At 63.7% G+C, this 15,525-nt stretch carries 14 protein-coding genes; 5 read left to right on the top strand and 9 right to left on the bottom strand.

The window, feature by feature from the left end; genetic code table 11:
* Window positions 1-30: 30 nt before the first annotated feature.
* Window positions 31-1,131: a 3,4-dihydroxy-2-butanone-4-phosphate synthase gene (gene ribB / locus P9230_RS29195; RefSeq protein ID WP_067327840.1), complete on the bottom strand. Its 1,101-nt coding sequence runs from the start codon at window positions 1,129-1,131 to the stop codon at window positions 31-33.
* Between the two features lie 101 nt (window positions 1,132-1,232).
* Window positions 1,233-2,333, bottom strand: coding sequence for a chorismate synthase (gene aroC, locus P9230_RS29190; RefSeq protein ID WP_067327839.1), 1,101 nt, complete (start codon window positions 2,331-2,333; stop codon window positions 1,233-1,235).
* A gap of 212 nt (window positions 2,334-2,545) precedes the next feature.
* On the opposite strand from aroC, the gene P9230_RS29185 reads away from it, so the two are divergent.
* On the top strand, window positions 2,546-2,803 hold the full coding sequence (locus P9230_RS29185) for a DUF1344 domain-containing protein (RefSeq protein WP_066998075.1): 258 nt from the start codon (window positions 2,546-2,548) through the stop codon (window positions 2,801-2,803).
* A 205-nt stretch (window positions 2,804-3,008) separates the two neighbouring features.
* Here the strand turns inward: P9230_RS29185 and P9230_RS29180 are convergent, their stop codons facing one another.
* The 4 genes from P9230_RS29180 to P9230_RS29165 form a co-directional block, all read right to left on the bottom strand.
* Entirely contained in the window at window positions 3,009-3,596 is a 588-nt protein-coding gene (locus P9230_RS29180; RefSeq protein ID WP_095800309.1) for a histidine phosphatase family protein, read from the bottom strand.
* Between the two features lie 51 nt (window positions 3,597-3,647).
* Window positions 3,648-4,466, bottom strand: coding sequence for an enoyl-ACP reductase FabI (gene fabI / locus P9230_RS29175; protein WP_059186698.1), 819 nt, complete (start codon window positions 4,464-4,466; stop codon window positions 3,648-3,650).
* A gap of 107 nt (window positions 4,467-4,573) precedes the next feature.
* The gene (locus P9230_RS29170) at window positions 4,574-5,500 is read right to left on the bottom strand and encodes a DnaJ C-terminal domain-containing protein (protein WP_066998086.1); all 927 of its coding nucleotides are present in this window, start codon (window positions 5,498-5,500) and stop codon (window positions 4,574-4,576) included.
* Between the two features lie 99 nt (window positions 5,501-5,599).
* The gene (locus P9230_RS29165; RefSeq protein WP_067327836.1) at window positions 5,600-6,064 is read right to left on the bottom strand and encodes an RT0821/Lpp0805 family surface protein; all 465 of its coding nucleotides are present in this window, start codon (window positions 6,062-6,064) and stop codon (window positions 5,600-5,602) included.
* Window positions 6,065-6,104: 40 nt separating this feature from the next.
* Between P9230_RS29165 and pdxH the strand changes: the two genes are divergently transcribed.
* Window positions 6,105-6,722: a pyridoxamine 5'-phosphate oxidase gene (gene pdxH / locus P9230_RS29160; RefSeq protein WP_278121419.1), complete on the top strand. Its 618-nt coding sequence runs from the start codon at window positions 6,105-6,107 to the stop codon at window positions 6,720-6,722.
* A 20-nt stretch (window positions 6,723-6,742) separates the two neighbouring features.
* Here the strand turns inward: pdxH and P9230_RS29155 are convergent, their stop codons facing one another.
* Together P9230_RS29155 and P9230_RS29150 are read right to left on the bottom strand one after the other, a co-directional pair.
* Window positions 6,743-7,495 carry a crotonase/enoyl-CoA hydratase family protein gene (locus tag P9230_RS29155; RefSeq protein ID WP_127241113.1) on the bottom strand — a complete coding sequence of 251 codons (753 nt, stop codon included), beginning with the start codon at window positions 7,493-7,495 and terminating at the stop codon, window positions 6,743-6,745.
* 27 nt (window positions 7,496-7,522) lie between these two features.
* The gene (locus tag P9230_RS29150; protein ID WP_278121418.1) at window positions 7,523-9,289 is read right to left on the bottom strand and encodes an acyl-CoA dehydrogenase family protein; all 1,767 of its coding nucleotides are present in this window, start codon (window positions 9,287-9,289) and stop codon (window positions 7,523-7,525) included.
* A 250-nt stretch (window positions 9,290-9,539) separates the two neighbouring features.
* Here P9230_RS29150 and P9230_RS29145 point away from each other — a divergent pair, with 250 nt between their 5' ends.
* Entirely contained in the window at window positions 9,540-10,700 is a 1,161-nt protein-coding gene (locus P9230_RS29145) for a glycoside hydrolase family 25 protein (protein WP_278121417.1), read from the top strand.
* Between the two features lie 12 nt (window positions 10,701-10,712).
* Here P9230_RS29145 and P9230_RS29140 read toward each other — a convergent pair whose 3' ends face one another.
* Complete coding sequence (locus tag P9230_RS29140; protein WP_095801111.1) at window positions 10,713-11,555, bottom strand: AraC family transcriptional regulator; 843 nt, start codon at window positions 11,553-11,555, stop codon at window positions 10,713-10,715.
* A 251-nt stretch (window positions 11,556-11,806) separates the two neighbouring features.
* On the opposite strand from P9230_RS29140, the gene P9230_RS29135 reads away from it, so the two are divergent.
* Both P9230_RS29135 and P9230_RS29130 read left to right on the top strand, forming a co-directional pair.
* The gene (locus P9230_RS29135) at window positions 11,807-13,273 is read left to right on the top strand and encodes an alpha-glucosidase/alpha-galactosidase (RefSeq protein ID WP_278121416.1); all 1,467 of its coding nucleotides are present in this window, start codon (window positions 11,807-11,809) and stop codon (window positions 13,271-13,273) included.
* Window positions 13,274-13,381: 108 nt separating this feature from the next.
* Window positions 13,382-15,466 carry an ABC transporter substrate-binding protein gene (locus P9230_RS29130; RefSeq protein ID WP_278121415.1) on the top strand — a complete coding sequence of 695 codons (2,085 nt, stop codon included), beginning with the start codon at window positions 13,382-13,384 and terminating at the stop codon, window positions 15,464-15,466.
* Window positions 15,467-15,525 lie beyond the last annotated feature (59 nt).

Here is a 15,525-nt window from a genome sequence, read left to right as displayed (position 1 = left end):
TTTTTCTCCGTCGCCCTGTCGGCCGAAACGTCAGAGAATTTCCGTCTTGGCGATGTGAATGCCGAATCCTTCGAGCCCGACATAGTGGCGCTCGCGCGAGGCGATCAGGTTGATCGAGGAGATGCCGAGATCCTTGAGGATCTGCGCTCCGAGCCCGATCTCGCGCCACTCGTTCTCGCGCCGGCGCGCCTCTTCGTGATCCTCGCGGTCGCCGCTTTGTGGCCGCTTGCGCTCCTGATGGGCGACGCCGACCGAGCCTTCGCGCAGGTAGACGATGACGCCACGCTTGCGCTCGCCCATCGCCTTCATGATGTGGTCCAAGCGGTGGCTGGTGCCGAAGACGTCGGTGACGACGTCTTCCGAATGCAGCCGCACCGGCACCTCCTCGCCGTCGCGGATGTCGCCGAAGACGACCGCGACATGGTGCATGGAATCCCAGGGCAGCGTGTAGGTGAAGACCTGCGCCTTGCCGCCGGGCGTCTCGATGTCGGAGCAGGCGACGCGCTCGACCAGCGTTTCCTTGCGCTGGCGATAGGCGATGAGATCGGCGACCGAAACCTGCTTCAGCCCGTGCTGCGCGGCGAAAGCCTGCACCTCAGGTCCACGCTTGACGGTGCCGTCGTCGTTGACCAGTTCGGAGATGACGCCGATCGGCGGCAGCCCGGCGAGTTTGCACAGGTCGACCGCGGCTTCCGTATGGCCCGAGCGCATCAAGACACCGCCTTCGCGCGCGATCAGCGGGAAGATGTGGCCGGGCCGCACGAAGTCGGAGGCACCAACATTGCCATTGGCGAGGTTACGCACGGTGAGCGTGCGGTCGTCCGCCGAAATACCCGTCGTGGTGCCGTGCTTGAAGTCGACGCTGACGGTGAAAGCCGTGGTGTGGGCGGAATCATTGTCGGCCACCATGGGCGCAAGGTTTAGCCTCCTTGCGTCCTCGCGCAGCATCGGCGTGCAGACGATGCCGGAGGTGTTGCGGACGATGAAGGCCATCTTTTCCGGCGTGCAGTGGACGGCGGCAACGATCAGGTCGCCCTCGTTCTCGCGCCCATCATCGTCCATGACGACGACGATCTCGCCGCGCTCGAAAGCGCGGATCGCTTCGACGATCTTCTTCTGGTCGTATGGCATGGACGCTCGCTAGCTCGCTTGGGGAATAGGGCGGTAAGGGAGTAGGGGAACGGAAAAAGTTTGGCGTCGCCGAATGCGACGTAACATACTCACCTACTGCCCTACTGCCTTCCCGTCTGTCCTCTATGCCGCAGATAATGATCCGCGATCGCGCAGGCAACCATGGCCTCGCCGATCGGCACGGCGCGGATGCCGACGCAAGGATCGTGGCGGCCCTTGGTCATGACCTCGACGTCCTTGCCGTCCTTGTCGATCGATTTCCGCGGCGTGAGGATCGAGGAGGTCGGCTTGACGGCGAAGCGGGCGACGATCGCCTGGCCGGTCGAGATGCCGCCGAGGATGCCGCCGGCATTGTTGGACAAAAACACCGGCTTGCTGTCATTGCCGATCCGCATCTCGTCGGCATTCTCTTCGCCGGTGATGCGGGCGGCTTCGAAGCCGTTGCCGATCTCGACGCCCTTGACGGCGTTGATCGACATCAGGCCGGAGGCGATGTCCTGGTCGAGCTTGGCATAGATCGGCGCGCCGAGGCCCGCCGGCACACCTTCGGCGACGATCTCGATCACCGCGCCGACCGACGAGCCGGCCTTGCGAATGCCGTCGAGATAGGCGGCAAAGACCGGAACCGAGGCCGGGTCGGGGGTGAAAAACGGGTTTTCCGCATCGCCGACGAAACTCCAGTTCCAATTGGCGCGATCGATCGACTTTTCACCCATCGAGACCAGCGCGCCGCGCACCACCATGCCCGGCACTACCTTGCGTGCCAGCGCGCCGGCCGCCACTCTGGCTGCCGTCTCGCGCGCCGAGGAGCGGCCGCCGCCGCGATGGTCGCGCAACCCGTATTTGACCTCATAGGTGTAATCGGCATGGCCCGGCCGGTACTGGCGGGCGATCTCGCCGTAATCCTTGGAGCGCTGATCCACATTTTCGATCAGCATCGAGATCGGCGTGCCGGTGGTGATCATCGTCTCGCCGTCCTCGTCGAGGATGAAGCCGGAGAGGATCTTGACCTCGTCCGGCTCGCGGCGCTGGGTGACGAAGCGCGACTGGCCCGGGCGGCGCCGGTCGAGCTCGGCCTGGATGTCCTCGCGCTTGAAGCGGATCCCGGGCGGGCAGCCGTCGACAACGCAGCCAAGAGCGGCGCCATGGCTTTCACCCCAGGTGGTGACGCGGAAAAGATGGCCGAAGGTGTTGTGAGACATGGAAAAAACGCCCTGCCCGGCGCGGACCCGGTTCGCCGGTTCAAGCGTGCCTTCTATTGGCGTTTTCCACAGCGGTCAAACGGTGATCGGATGCATCAATCTGTGATCTGGAGGATTTAGTTTTGACACATTCGGTTGGTTTCTGCTCTCTTCCATCCGCCGTTGAGGATCCGCCGTTGCTCATGCCGGCGCAATGACCAAAGAGGACGACGATGCGTACCCTGATTGGCGCCGCCTGCGCCATGTTGCTCATTTCCACCGCTGCCGCGTTCGCCGGCCAGACCGAAGGCTTGATCAAGAAGGTCGACAAGGACACGCTGACGCTGACGCTGGACGACGGAAAGTCCTACAAGCTCAACGCCGAAACCGATCTCGACGCGCTGAAGCCCGGCATGGATATCGTCCTCGCCTACGACGTGACCAATGGCGAGAATGTCGTGACCGATATGCAGCTGCCGGACAGCGACTAGAATCATCCGCGCCGCGAGGTCTTGGCGGACGGCGCAGTACGTTGTAGCAGTACGTTGGTAGAGGACACCTTTGCCAATGTCCGAGCGCCGAACGCTTCGTCATGCTGGAGCGAAGCAAGGGGCGCAGCGACGCAAACGCAGATTCCCGGATGGCGACGTTCGAGGCCTTCGGCCTGCCTCCAACACACGGCCTGAAACGCAGGCCCTACAGCCACTCCAGGGTGCGGCCCTCGAGCCGTAGCAGGCGGTCCTGCGGTACGTCGAGGCTGGCGGCTTCCTGCTTGGAAATGCCGGTGACGAAGCGGAAGAAGCAGCGCATGATCCCGCCATGGGTGACGCAGACGGTCGGCTGGCGAAGCGCGTCGAACCAGGGTTTTATCCGCTCGAGCAGCATCTCGTAGCTTTCGGCGCCCTCGCCGGGCGGCTGGAAATCCCACTTCGCGGCGCGGCGGCTTTTGGTCGAACCCGGGACACGCTTTTCGAGTTCGGCAAAGGTGAAACCCTGCCAGTCGCCGAAGCTTAGCTCCACCAAGCGCGGATCGGTGCGATAGGCGAGCGGGTCGAGACCCATCGCCGCGCGCATCAGTTCCATCGTCTCACGCGTGCGGCGCATCGGGCTGGCGACAAAATCGAAATCCGCGGCGTTTCCGATAAGGTCCGCCAACCGTCGGCCGTTTTGCGTCGCCTGCTCGCGGCCAAGTTCGTTGATATCGGTATCCGCCTGGCCTTGCAGCCGACCCTCGGCGTTCCACTGCGTCTGGCCGTGGCGCGCGATGTAGACGAGCGGATACATCAGGTCTCCGGAGGTCGGGCCAGGGCCTGGACGATAGACAGGCGGAGAGAACTAGTCCTTGACGGTCGAGATGTCGGGCGCGTCGACCGCCTTCATGCCGACGACATGGTAGCCGGAATCGACGTGATGGACCTCGCCGGTCACGCCGCGCGACAGGTCCGACAGGAAGTAGACGCCGGAATCGCCGACTTCTTCCTGCGTCACCGTCTGCTTGAGCGGCGCGTTGTACTCGTTCCATTTGAGGATGTAGCGGAAGTCGCCGATGCCGGAGGCGGCAAGGGTCTTGATCGGGCCGGCCGAGATGGCGTTGACGCGGATCTTCTTGGCGCCGAGGTCGACGGCGAGATAGCGCACGCTGGCCTCGAGCGCCGCCTTGGCGACGCCCATGACGTTGTAGTGAGGCATAACCTTCTCGGCGCCGTAATAGGTCAGCGTTAGCAGCGAGCCGCCTTCGCTCATCAGCGGCTCGGCGCGCTTGGCGATGGTGGTGAAGGAAAACACCGAAATATCCATGGTGCGCAGGAAATTATCGCGCGTCGTCTCGACATAACGGCCGGTCAGCTCGTCCTTGTCCGAGAAGGCGATGGCATGGACGAGGAAGTCGAGCTTGCCCCAGTGCTTGGCGATGTCGGCAAAGACTGCGTCCAGGCTTTCCGGATCGGTCACGTCGCAATGGCCGGCGACATGCGCGTTGAGTTCCGCCGCCAGCGGCTCGACGCGCTTCTTGAACGCCTCGCCCTGATAGGTCAGCGCGATTTCGGCGCCGTGATCGACGCAAGCCTTGGCGATGCCGAAAGCGATCGACCGATTGTTTGCGACGCCAAGGATGAGGCCTCGCTTACCGGCCATCAGGCCCTGTCCACCCGCCATGTGCGCAATTCTCCGCAAGAATGTCTGCTTTGTGGAGCCCTATCGCACAGGCACAGGGCCCCTTCAAGCGTCGAAAACAGACTGGCTTGAGGAGAAAACCGCTTCGATCAGCCTTTCCGCTTGCGCATCAGGGCTTCGAGATCGGCGTCTCCACCCTCCGGCAGCATCAGCCGCACATGGGCGTAGAGATCGCCATGGCCACCTACTTTTTCCGGCAGGCCCCTGCCCTTCAGGCGCAACACCTTGTCCGAGCTCGACCATGCGGGAACGTTGACCGCGAGCTTGCCGGTCGGCGTCTCGACGGCCACCTTGGCGCCGAGCACCGCGTCGGCGAGTTCGATAGGCAGGTCGACATGCAGGTCGCGGCCCTCGATGCGATAGCGCGGATGGCGGCGAATGTGGATCTTGACCAGCGCGTCGCCCGGCTGGCCGGGCCCCTGCTCGCCCTGACCCTTCAGGCGGATGGTCTGGCCCTCCTCGACATAGGTGGGAAGCTTGACCGCCATCTTGCGGCCGTCAGGGAACATCGCCGTCACCTTCTCCGCGGTGGCGGCCTCTTCGACGGTGATGTCCAGCGTGACATTGAGGTCAGGCGCCTGGACCGGCTGGCGACGGTCGCCACGGCCTGGACCGCGCCCACCCGAAAAGGCCTCGCCGAAGATCTGGCTGAAGATGTCGCTGTTGCCGTCGAAAGGATCGCCGCCCGGACGACCGGTGCGGAATTCGAAATGCGCCCCGCCGGGGCCCTGCTGACGGCGGAATCCGGCAAACGGATCGCCACCGGCCGCGCCCTCGAAGCCCTGGAATCTCGGCTTGCCGTCGGCGTCGATCTCGCCGCGATCGTAAGCTGCGCGGCGCTTCTCGTCGCCGACGATCTCATAGGCCTGGTTGGCGGCCGCAAAACGCTCTTTCGCCTTCGGATCATTCGGATTCTGGTCCGGATGATGCTGCTTGGCGAGCTTGCGGTACGCCGATTTTATTTCCTTGGCCGAGGCGTTCTTGGCAACGCCCAGCACCTCATAGGGGTCGCGCATGCTTCCTGCCTGAAAGAGAGATTGGGTCCACAGTTGCCCTCTATATGCGCTCGCATAGGAAGAAATTCCAGTGGTGCAAGATGCCAATGGAGACTGAAATTAGAGCGCCTTGAACTCCTGCATGCGCCAGCCTCCGGCGTCGGCAATGCACAGCTCGCCCTGATACATGGCGACGCCGTCGAAACTTTCCCGCGTCGCGTTGAAGCGGCGGCAGGTCAAGCCGCCATCCTTGAGTTCCACCAGCTCGGTGATCGAGCCGCGGGAGCCGGTGCCGGCATTGGCCCATGGCACCGCCTGGCCGCCGAGCTCCTGGATGTCGGCGGAAGACACCGCATTGCCGATCGTGGTCTGGTCCGAGTCGTTGTCGCTGCTTGCCGGCACGGCGGGCGCGGACGGCGCGCTGGAGGTGATGATCGAGCGGTCAACCTCCGCCTTCTCGAGGCTGAAGCCGCCGGCGCCACAGGCCGCGAGCGGAAGCGCCAATGTCAGCAACGCAGCCTTGGCGCTGGCCGAAGCAATAACGCTCCATTGCCCGCTGTCAAAAGCTTGCGCGATACGCGACAATCGGCGAACTCCTCCCGCAACGTTAAAAATTTGGAAAACTATGAACGAAAGCGAGTTAACAAGCGGTGACTTCGCCGAGGCTTTGGAGCCGTTCCGGCTGTTTGCCGAGTGGCTGGACGACGCCGTCAAGAGCGAGATCAACGACCCCAACGGCGTTGCGTTGGCAACCGTCGACGCCGACGGCATGCCGGATGTGCGGATGGTGCTGCTCAAGGGGTTCGACGAAAGGGGATTTGTCTTCTACACGAATTTCGAGAGCGCCAAGGGCCGCGAGATTCTTGGCAGCATGAAGGCGGCGATGTGCTTCCACTGGAAATCGCTGCGCCGCCAGGTGCGCGTGCGCGGGCCGGTGGAGATCGTCAGCGACGCCGAGGCCGACGCCTATTATGCGACGCGGCCGCGCGGCAGCCGCATCGGCGCCTGGGCCTCGAAACAGTCGCGGCCGCTGGAAAGCCGCTTCGCGCTGGAAAAGGCGGTGGCCGAATACACGGCGCGCTATGCGATCGGCGAAATCCCGCGGCCGAAACACTGGTCGGGCTTCCGCATCCTGCCGCAGACGATCGAGTTCTGGCACGACCGCCCGTTCCGGCTGCATGACCGCATCGTGTTCTCGAGAAACGACGCCGGCGGCTGGCACAAGACGCGGCTCTACCCCTGAGATCGCCGAGAGCGAAGAGTTCAGCCTTTCTTGCGGGTCATGAAGGCGGTCAACGCCGCGCGCGCCTCGTCGGACTTCAGCCGCTCGCGGAAATGCTCGCTCTCGACCTTGATGCGGGCGACGATTTCCTTGCGCGGCTCACGCATCAGATCGCGGGCAATCTTAAGCGCCTGCGGCGGCTTGGCGGCGATCTCGGCCGCCGCAGCCAGCACCGCGCCTTCCAGCTCGTCTTCCGCGACCACATCGTAGATCAGGCCGGCGGCCTTGGCGCGCTCAGCCGAAAAACCTTCGCCGAGACCGAGCAGCGCGAAGGCGCCCTGGCGGCCGAGGACCTGCGGCGCGAGCAGGCTCGAGCCGGCCTCCGGCACGAGGCCGAGGTCGACGAAGGGCGTGCGGAAGAGCGTTCGCGGCGTGGCGAAGGTCAGGTCGCAATGCAGATTGAGCGTGGTGCCGATGCCCACCGCTATGCCATCGACACCCGAAACCATCGGCTTCTCCGCCTTGGCCAGCGCCATCAGGAAATCCCACACCTCATTCCCCCCCTCGCCGCCGGTGGCGATCACCAGGAAGTCCGCAAGGTCGTTGCCGGAAGAAAAGGCACCGGGCACCCCGAGAAAGACATGGACGCGAACGGTCGGGTCGGCATCCCCTTCAGAAAGGGCGGCCGACATTTTCGCATACATGGCACGCGTCAGCGCGTTCTTCTTGTCCGGCCGATTCATACGGATGATCTGCACGGCGCCCCAGCGCTCGATGAGGATATGGTCGGTCACGGTCGGTTCCTTCGGCTGACTGGCTGTTCAGGCGATCAGCGCCTTGCCGGCGGCGGCGAGGCTTTCGGCGCCGTCGATGACGCGCTCCTTGAGCGGGCGCGTCTCGCCTAGGAGATTCTCGGCAAAGAAGCGGCAAAGCGCGACGCGGCCGCGGTCGGCTAGGCCGCCTTGCGCCAAATAAGCGCCGCCGGCGGCGAGCGAGATTAGGCGCAGATAGGGCGTGGCGCCGGCCATCGCGGCATCGGCCTTGCCGTCGGCCAACAGCCTTTGCAAGAAGCGCGTTGCCTCGTCGAGATCGGCAAGCGCGCGATCGAGATTGTCGGCGGTGCGGCCAAAACCTTCGATGTTGGAGGTGCGCACCGCATCGGCCATCGCTTTCAATTCGCCGATATAGCGATGCACGTGCGCGCCGCCGCCGAGCGGCAGTTTTCGCGAGACGAGGTCGATCGCCTGGATGCCGTTGGTGCCTTCATAGATCGGCGCGATGCGGGCGTCGCGATAGAGCGCCGCCGCGCCCGTCTCCTCGATGAAGCCCATGCCGCCATGCACCTGGATCCCCAGCGAAGCGACCTCGACGCCGACATCGGTCGAAAAGGCTTTTGCCAGCGGCGTCAAGAGATTGGCGCGGTCGCGCCAGTTGGCGGCGGCCTCGCCCTCGGCGACACGGGCACGGTCGATGGCGTGCGCACAGGTATAGGCGATAGCACGCGCGATCTGCGTCAGCGCCTGCATGGTGAGAAGATTGCGCTGCACGTCCGGGTGACGGACGATCGGCGCCATGCCGGACCCTGAATAATCAGATGCCTTGCCCTGCCGGCGCTCATTGGCATAGGCGATCGCCTTCTGCGTGGCGGTTTCGGCTACCGCAACGCCCTGCATGCCCACCGCGAGACGAGCGTTGTTCATCATCGTGAACATGCAGGCCAACCCTTTGTTCTCCTCGCCGACCAGCCAGCCGATGGCGCCGGGCCTCATGCCCTCAAAACCGTCGCCATAGATCATGGTGCAGGTCGGCGATGCATGGATGCCGAGCTTGTGCTCGAGGCCGGAACAGAAGACGTCGTTGCGGGCGCCGAGCGAGCCATCGTCATCGACCAGGAACTTCGGCACCAGGAAGAGCGAGATGCCGCGCGTGCCGGCGGGCGCGTCGGGCAGCCTCGCCAGCACCAGATGCACGATGTTGTCGGTGAAATCGTGCTCGCCATAGGTGATGAATATCTTCTGGCCGAAGATGCGGTAGGTTCCGTCGGCGGCAGGCTCGGCACGCGTGCGCAAAGCGGCGAGGTCCGAGCCCGCCTGCGACTCGGTCAGGTTCATCGTGCCCATCCACTCGCCCGAGACGAGCTTCGCCAGGTATTTGGCCTTGAGCGCCTCGGAGGCGTGCTTGTCGAGCGCCTCGACCGCGCCCATGGTGAGCGTCGGGCCGATGCCGAAGGCCATCGCGGCGGAGTTCCACATCTCGAGCGCGGCGACGGCTAGCATGGTCGGCAAGCCCTGGCCGCCATATTCGGCCGGCCCGGACAGCGCGTTCCAGCCGCCTTCGATCCAGCGCCGGTAAAGCTCCTTCCAGCCGGGCGGTGTGGTGACAGAAGCGCCCTTCAACACCGCGCCATGCTCGTCGCCGATCTTGTAGAGCGGCGCAACCTCCTCGCTGGCGAAGCGCCCGGCCTCGGCCAGGATCGCGTCGACCAGGTCCTCGCCGAGGTCGCCGAAGGTGCCGTCGTCCAGCGCCGGCTTCAGGCCGGCTACCTGCTTCAGCGTGAAGGCGATGTCCTCGACCGGTGCGCGATACATGTTTGCTGCTTCTCCTCCAGTGCGGCCAACCGTAGTCGCGTAGCCGAAGCGAGGCCATTCATTCTTGGGGTTGGCCTGCGTCCTTCTTTTTACGTAAACGTCAAACACGCGGATTTTGCAAGCGTTGACTCCGTCATCCACGGCCGGAGAGGTTCAGTCGCTGTTCCGGCGCTGAACACCTCGCGGTTTGACAGCACTTCCTTAACCATAGCGGTTCAGGATCGTCGTCTGGTCAGTGGGGACACCCTGATTGAAAAAGCCGGCGCGCCCTCTTCGCCGCCTGGCGCTTCTCGCGGCTGCGGTTGCGCTGGGCACGGCGGCAAAGGCCTCGGATTTCTCCGAGCCGTGGAAGAATGCCGACCGCGCGCTGGTGATCGACGCCTACGAATATAACTCCATCGATTGGGCTGAGCTTGCCACCGACAAGCGCATCGTCGGCTTCATCAACAAGGCGTCCGACGGGCTGCCGCCGCCCTATTTCTGCTTCGGCGACGAGACAGAGGAGAAGCTCTGCAAGGCGCTGTGGAAGCGCCATGCGGTGACGCGCGAGCTTTTCCAGACACGCAAGGTGGTGGCGAAGGCGCTCGGCCTGAAGTGGGGCGCCTATCACCTCGCCCGCCCCGGCAATCCGGTCGAGCAAGCCAACAATTTCATCGATTTCGCCGAGCCGGCGCCGGACGATCTCATTGCCCTCGACATCGAGGGCATCGACCCCACGCAATGGATGTCGCTCGAGGATGCGGAAGAATTCGTGCGCCAGGTGCATCGCCGCCTCGGCCGCTTCCCGGTGCTCTACTCGAACGGCAAGACCGCCCAGTACATCGCCGACAACCGTTACACCCACCGGCTGTTGTCGCGGTTGCCGCTCTGGTATGCGCGCTACAAGCCGGACATCGACGTGCATTTCCCGATGGGCAACTGGCAGGGTTACGCGCTCTGGCAGTTCGCGGCAAAGGCGAATTGCGGCCGCTTCAGCTGCCCCTATCGCGTGCCGGGCACGCCCAACGACATCGACGTCAGCGTCGCGCCGATGAAAGCCGATGCGTTGCGCCAGCAATGGGCCTTTGGCGGCCTGATCGACGTGCCGGCGGATTACCTCGCCTCGATCCCGGTGCCGATCCCGCGCGAAGCGGGCCTCGCCGGCAAGGTCACCATCACCTATGCCGATGTGGCGACGCCGCCGACCATCGAGGAAATGGTCGCGGTGCTCGGCGCGCGCTGGGAGAAATTCCGCGACGGATTCCGCATGCCGGTGGTCAAGACCGTGCCGCAGCGCCCGAGCTTCGGCATCGTGCAATATGTCGCCTGGAAACGGGCCGGACAGCGCACGCCCGAACAGCTCGACGCCGCCTTCGCGGCCGCCGATCCGGTCAGCACTGCATCGACGACGCTCGACCACCGCAGGCAGTAGTCAACGGCAGCGTCAACGATGATTGCCCAGGCTGGCATACATGCCGGTGGTGCGGAACTGTGTGGGCGTGATGCCGTAGCAGCGGCGAAACACCTTGGAAAAGTAGTTCGGGTCGTCGAAACCGCACAGAACAGCGACTTCCTTTACCGGCAGGAAATCGGCCTTGGTCAGCAACTTGGCGGCGCGCTGCAGCCGCTGCTGCAGGACGAATTCGGCCGGCGGCAATCCTTCGCTCTCGGCGAAGCAGCGCGAGAAATGGGCGCGGCTGAGGCCGCTGATTTCGACCAGCTCCGCCACCGGCAGCGGCTTGTCGAGATTGGCGTTGATGTGATCGATGACCGGCTGCATGGCGCTCTGCTTCTCGGCGAAGGCGTGCGAGCCGAAGACATCGTCGTAAAGCGCCATCGCCGCCTCATAGGCGATCGCCGAGGCCGCGCCCGGCGAGGCGGCGCCCTTGATCAGGCGCAGGCTGCAATCGGCAAGGTGATCGATGGTCGCCGGCTGCAGCCGGAACACGGGACCTGAGACGCTGAGGATCGACTTGTGGACGCGCAGCGCCTCCTCGCCGTTCATCGATATCCAGAAATATTCCCAGCGGTCGCCCTTGGCCAGCCAGTAGCGATGGTTGTGCGGCACCAGCACCAACAGCGTATCGTTCGCCTGCAGGCGGTAATTGCGGCTTTCATAGCGCAATTGTCCGGTGCCGCTGATCGTATGCTGGAGCACGGTAAACGGGATCTGGCCGCGCTTTCGCCCGTCCCAGTCGTAAGTCTCGTCCTCGCGCACCTCGTAGCCGGTGCTGGTCGGCATGGCGTGCAGGCGCTGGCGCCCGCGCGGCAGCGAAATCGTGCGCATCAGCTTTCCATTGGCGATCAGATCCTGCAGCACAAAATTACCCTCGAAAGCATAATCCTTCTCTGGCCGCGCTGGCGAATAAGCGCATAATCCGGCTCACTCAAGAACGGGAAAGACCCGCGGTCGAGGAGCGGGCGGGAGGAGAAAGAGCTGGATTTCCGGCTCCACATGGCGAGCGCGCCTGCCGGCGCGCGGCCATATCCTCCCTTGCTGCTCCTTGCCTAACATTCGATTGGATCGAGGTGAAGGTGATGAGCTTCAAAATCGCTATTATTGGCGCCGGCAGCGTCGGCTTCACCAAGAAGCTGTTCACCGACATTCTCTGCGTGCCCGAATTCAAGGACATCGAATTCGCGCTGACCGACATCAGCGAGCACAATCTCGGGATGATCCAGGCGATCCTCGATCGGATCGTGGAAGCAAACGGGCTGCCGACCAAAGTGACGGCGACGACCGACCGCCGCAAGGCGCTGGAAGGCGCGCGCTACATCATCAGCTGCGTGCGCGTCGGCGGTCTCGAAGCCTATGCCGACGACATCCGCATCCCGCTGAAATACGGCATCGACCAATGCGTCGGCGACACGATCTGCGCCGGCGGCATCCTCTACGGCCAGCGCAACATCCCGGTGATCCTCGACTTCTGCAAGGACATCCGCGAGGTCGCCGAGACCGACGCCAAGTTCCTGAACTACGCCAACCCGATGGCGATGAACACCTGGGCCGCGATCGAATACGGCAAGATCGACACGGTCGGGCTCTGCCACGGCGTGCAGCACGGCGCCGAACAGATCGCCGAGGTGCTCGGCGCGAAGTCGCCCAGGGAGCTCGACTATGTCTGCTCCGGCATCAACCACCAGACCTGGTTCATCGAGCTCAGGCTGAACGGCCGCGCGATCGGCAAGGACGAGCTGGTCGCCGCCTTCGAAGCGCATCCGGTCTATTCGAAGCAGGAGAAGCTGCGCATCGACGTGCTGAAGCGCTTCGGCGTGTATTCGACCGAAAGCAACGGGCATCTGTCCGAATACCTGCCCTGGTACCGCAAGCGCCCCGACGAGATCACACGCTGGATCGACATGTCGGACTGGATCCATGGCGAGACCGGCGGCTATCTGCGCTACTCGACCGAGACCCGCAAATGGTTCGAAACCGAGTATCCGCAGTTCCTCGAAGCGGCGTCGAAGCCGATCGACCCGGCGAGGCGCTCCAACGAGCATGCCAGCCACATTCTCGAGGCGCTGGAAACAAACCGCGTCTACCGTGGCCATTTCAACGTCAAGAACAACGGAGTGATCACCAACCTGCCGCAGGACGCCATCATCGAGTCGCCCGGCTTCGTCGATCGCTTCGGCATCAACATGGCCGCCGGCATCACACTGCCCGAGCCATGCGCCGCCACCTGCATGTCCTCGATCAACGTCCAGCGCATGTCGGTGCATGCCGCGATCGCCGGCGACATCGATCTCTTGAAGCTCGCCATGCTGCACGATCCGCTGGTCGGCGCGGTGTCGACGCCGGAGGAGGTCTGGCAGATGGTGGACGAGATGGTCGTCGCCCAGGCCGCCTGGCTGCCGCAATATGCCGACGCCGTGCCGGCGGCAAAGGAGCGGCTTGCGAAGTCGAAGGTCAAGACCCGCGAATGGGCGGGCGCGGCGCGGCGCAACGTCCGCTCGATCGATGAACTGCACGCCGAAAAGGCGGCACTGAAACAGGCCGGCTGAGATTTCGGGCAGGCGGACCTGCAGGAGGCAGGTCAGCCGAAACGGTCCCCAAAATAAAGATCAAGCGGCGGGCAAGCAGCAGACGTTCAAAACATTTGGGAGGAGACAATGAGGAACTTACACAGAATTGGCATTGCCGCCGGACTGGCGCTCGGCGTTTCTATTCCGGCGCTCACCGCTTTCGCTTCCGAACCGACGATCCCGCCGGAGCCGGCGACATTCCCGGCCGAGGGCAAGATCCATTATGTGGCGCGCGACTCCATCCTGGAGTTCAAGGCCCTGCCCGACTACCACGAGCCGGACTGGGTGACGCAGAAATACGTCAAGACCGGCAAGCTGCCGCCGCTCAAGGACAGGCTGCCCAAGGAACCGCTGGTCTTCAAGACCGCCAACATGCCGGACGGCATCGGCGTCTATGGTGACACGATGCGCCATGTCATCGGCGGCAGGCCGGAAGGCTGGAACTACGGTGCCGGCCAGACGCAAGGCTGGGGCGGCATCGACATCGCGCTTTCCGAATGCCTGACACGCACCGCGCCGCTGTTCCAGGTCGACGCCAAGGACACCGAGCCGCTGCCGAACCTCGCCAAGAGCTGGGAATGGTCGAAAGACGGCCACAAGCTCACCATGCATCTCGTCGAAGGCGCCAAATGGTCGGACGGCGTGCCCTTCAACGCCGACGACGTCATGTTCTACTGGGACGACGAGGTCGTCGACCCCAACGTGTCGCCGCTCAACGGGGCGACGCCCGAAACCTTCGGCGTCGGCACGACGCTCAAGAAGATCGACGACTACACCGTCGAATGGACGTTCAAGGAAGCGTTTCCGAGGCAATATCTCTACGCAATGGCCTACGGCACCTTCTGCCCCGGCCCGGCGCACATTTTGAAGCCGCAGCATCCGAAATATTCGAAGAACACCTACGACCAGTTCAAGAACGCCTTCCCGCCCGAATACATGAACATGCCGGTGATGGGCGCCTGGGTGCCGGTCGAATACCGCCCGGACGACATCATCGTCATGCGGCGCAATCCTTACTACTGGAAGGTCGACGAGAAGGGCAACCAACTGCCATATCTCAACGAGCTGCAATACAAGCTCTCGACCTGGGCAGATCGCGACGTCCAGGCCGTCGCAGGCTCGGGCGACTTCTCCAATCTCGAGCAGCCCGAGAACTTCGTCGCCTCGCTGAAGCGCGCGGCTGACAAGAACGCGCCGGCACGGCTTGCCTTCGGTCCGCGACTCATCGGCTACAATCTGCGTATGAATTTTTCCGCCAATGGCTGGGGCAACCCGGACGAGCGAGGCCAAGCGATCCGCGAATTGAACCGCGACGAGGATTTCCGCAAGGCCGTGACCATGGCAATCGACCGCAAGGCGCTCGGCGACTCGCTGGTCAAGGGACCGTTCACCGCCATCTATCCCGGCGGCTTCTCCTCGGGCACCAGCTTCTATGACCGCAAGTCGACGGTTTATTACCCATTCGATCTTGAAGGCGCCAGGGCCGAGCTCGCCAAGGCCGGCCTCAAGGATACCGACGGCGACGGCTTCGTGAACTTCCCGGCCGGCACCGCCGGCGGCAAGAATGTCGAGATCGTGATGCTGGTCAACAATGACTACACTACCGACAAGAGCCTTGCCGAAGGCGTCGTGGCGCAGATGGAGAAGCTTGGGCTGAGGGTCGTGCTCAACGGGGTCAATGGCACGCAGCGCGACGCGATCCAGTATTCCGGCCGCTTCGACTGGCTGATCCGGCGCAATGACCAGGAGCTCACCTCCGTTGTGCAGAACACGGAGCAACTCGCTCCGGTCGGTCCGAAGACCAGCTGGAACCATCGCGCGCCTGAAAGCGGGGAAGTCGATCTGATGCCGTTCGAGAAGGACCTCGTCGACATCGTGAACAAGTTCGTCACGACGCAGGACAACGACCAGCGCGCCGACCTGATGAAGAAGTTCCAGAAGATCTCGACCGAGCACGTCTACAATGTCGGGCTGACGGAATATCCCGGCGCGCTGATCGTCAACAAGCGCTTCTCCAACATCCCGCAGGGAACGCCGATCTTCATGTTCAACTGGGCCGAGGATTCGATCATCCGCGAACGCGTCTTCGTCGCAGCTGACAAACAGGCGAAATATTTGCTCTTCCCCGACGAGCTTCCCGGCAAGCCCGGAGACAAGGGGCCGATGAACTAGTTAACCTCCGACGAAGAGAACTCCGGTCGCGCCAGCTGGCGCGGCCGGACAAAGCCAAA

The sequence above is a fragment of the Mesorhizobium sp. WSM4887 genome, assembly GCF_029625865.1.
In the GTDB taxonomy this organism is placed as follows: domain Bacteria; phylum Pseudomonadota; class Alphaproteobacteria; order Rhizobiales; family Rhizobiaceae; genus Mesorhizobium.
The sequence above is the reverse complement of the archived record's forward strand: the minus strand, read 5'-3'. Positions and strand labels throughout refer to the sequence as shown.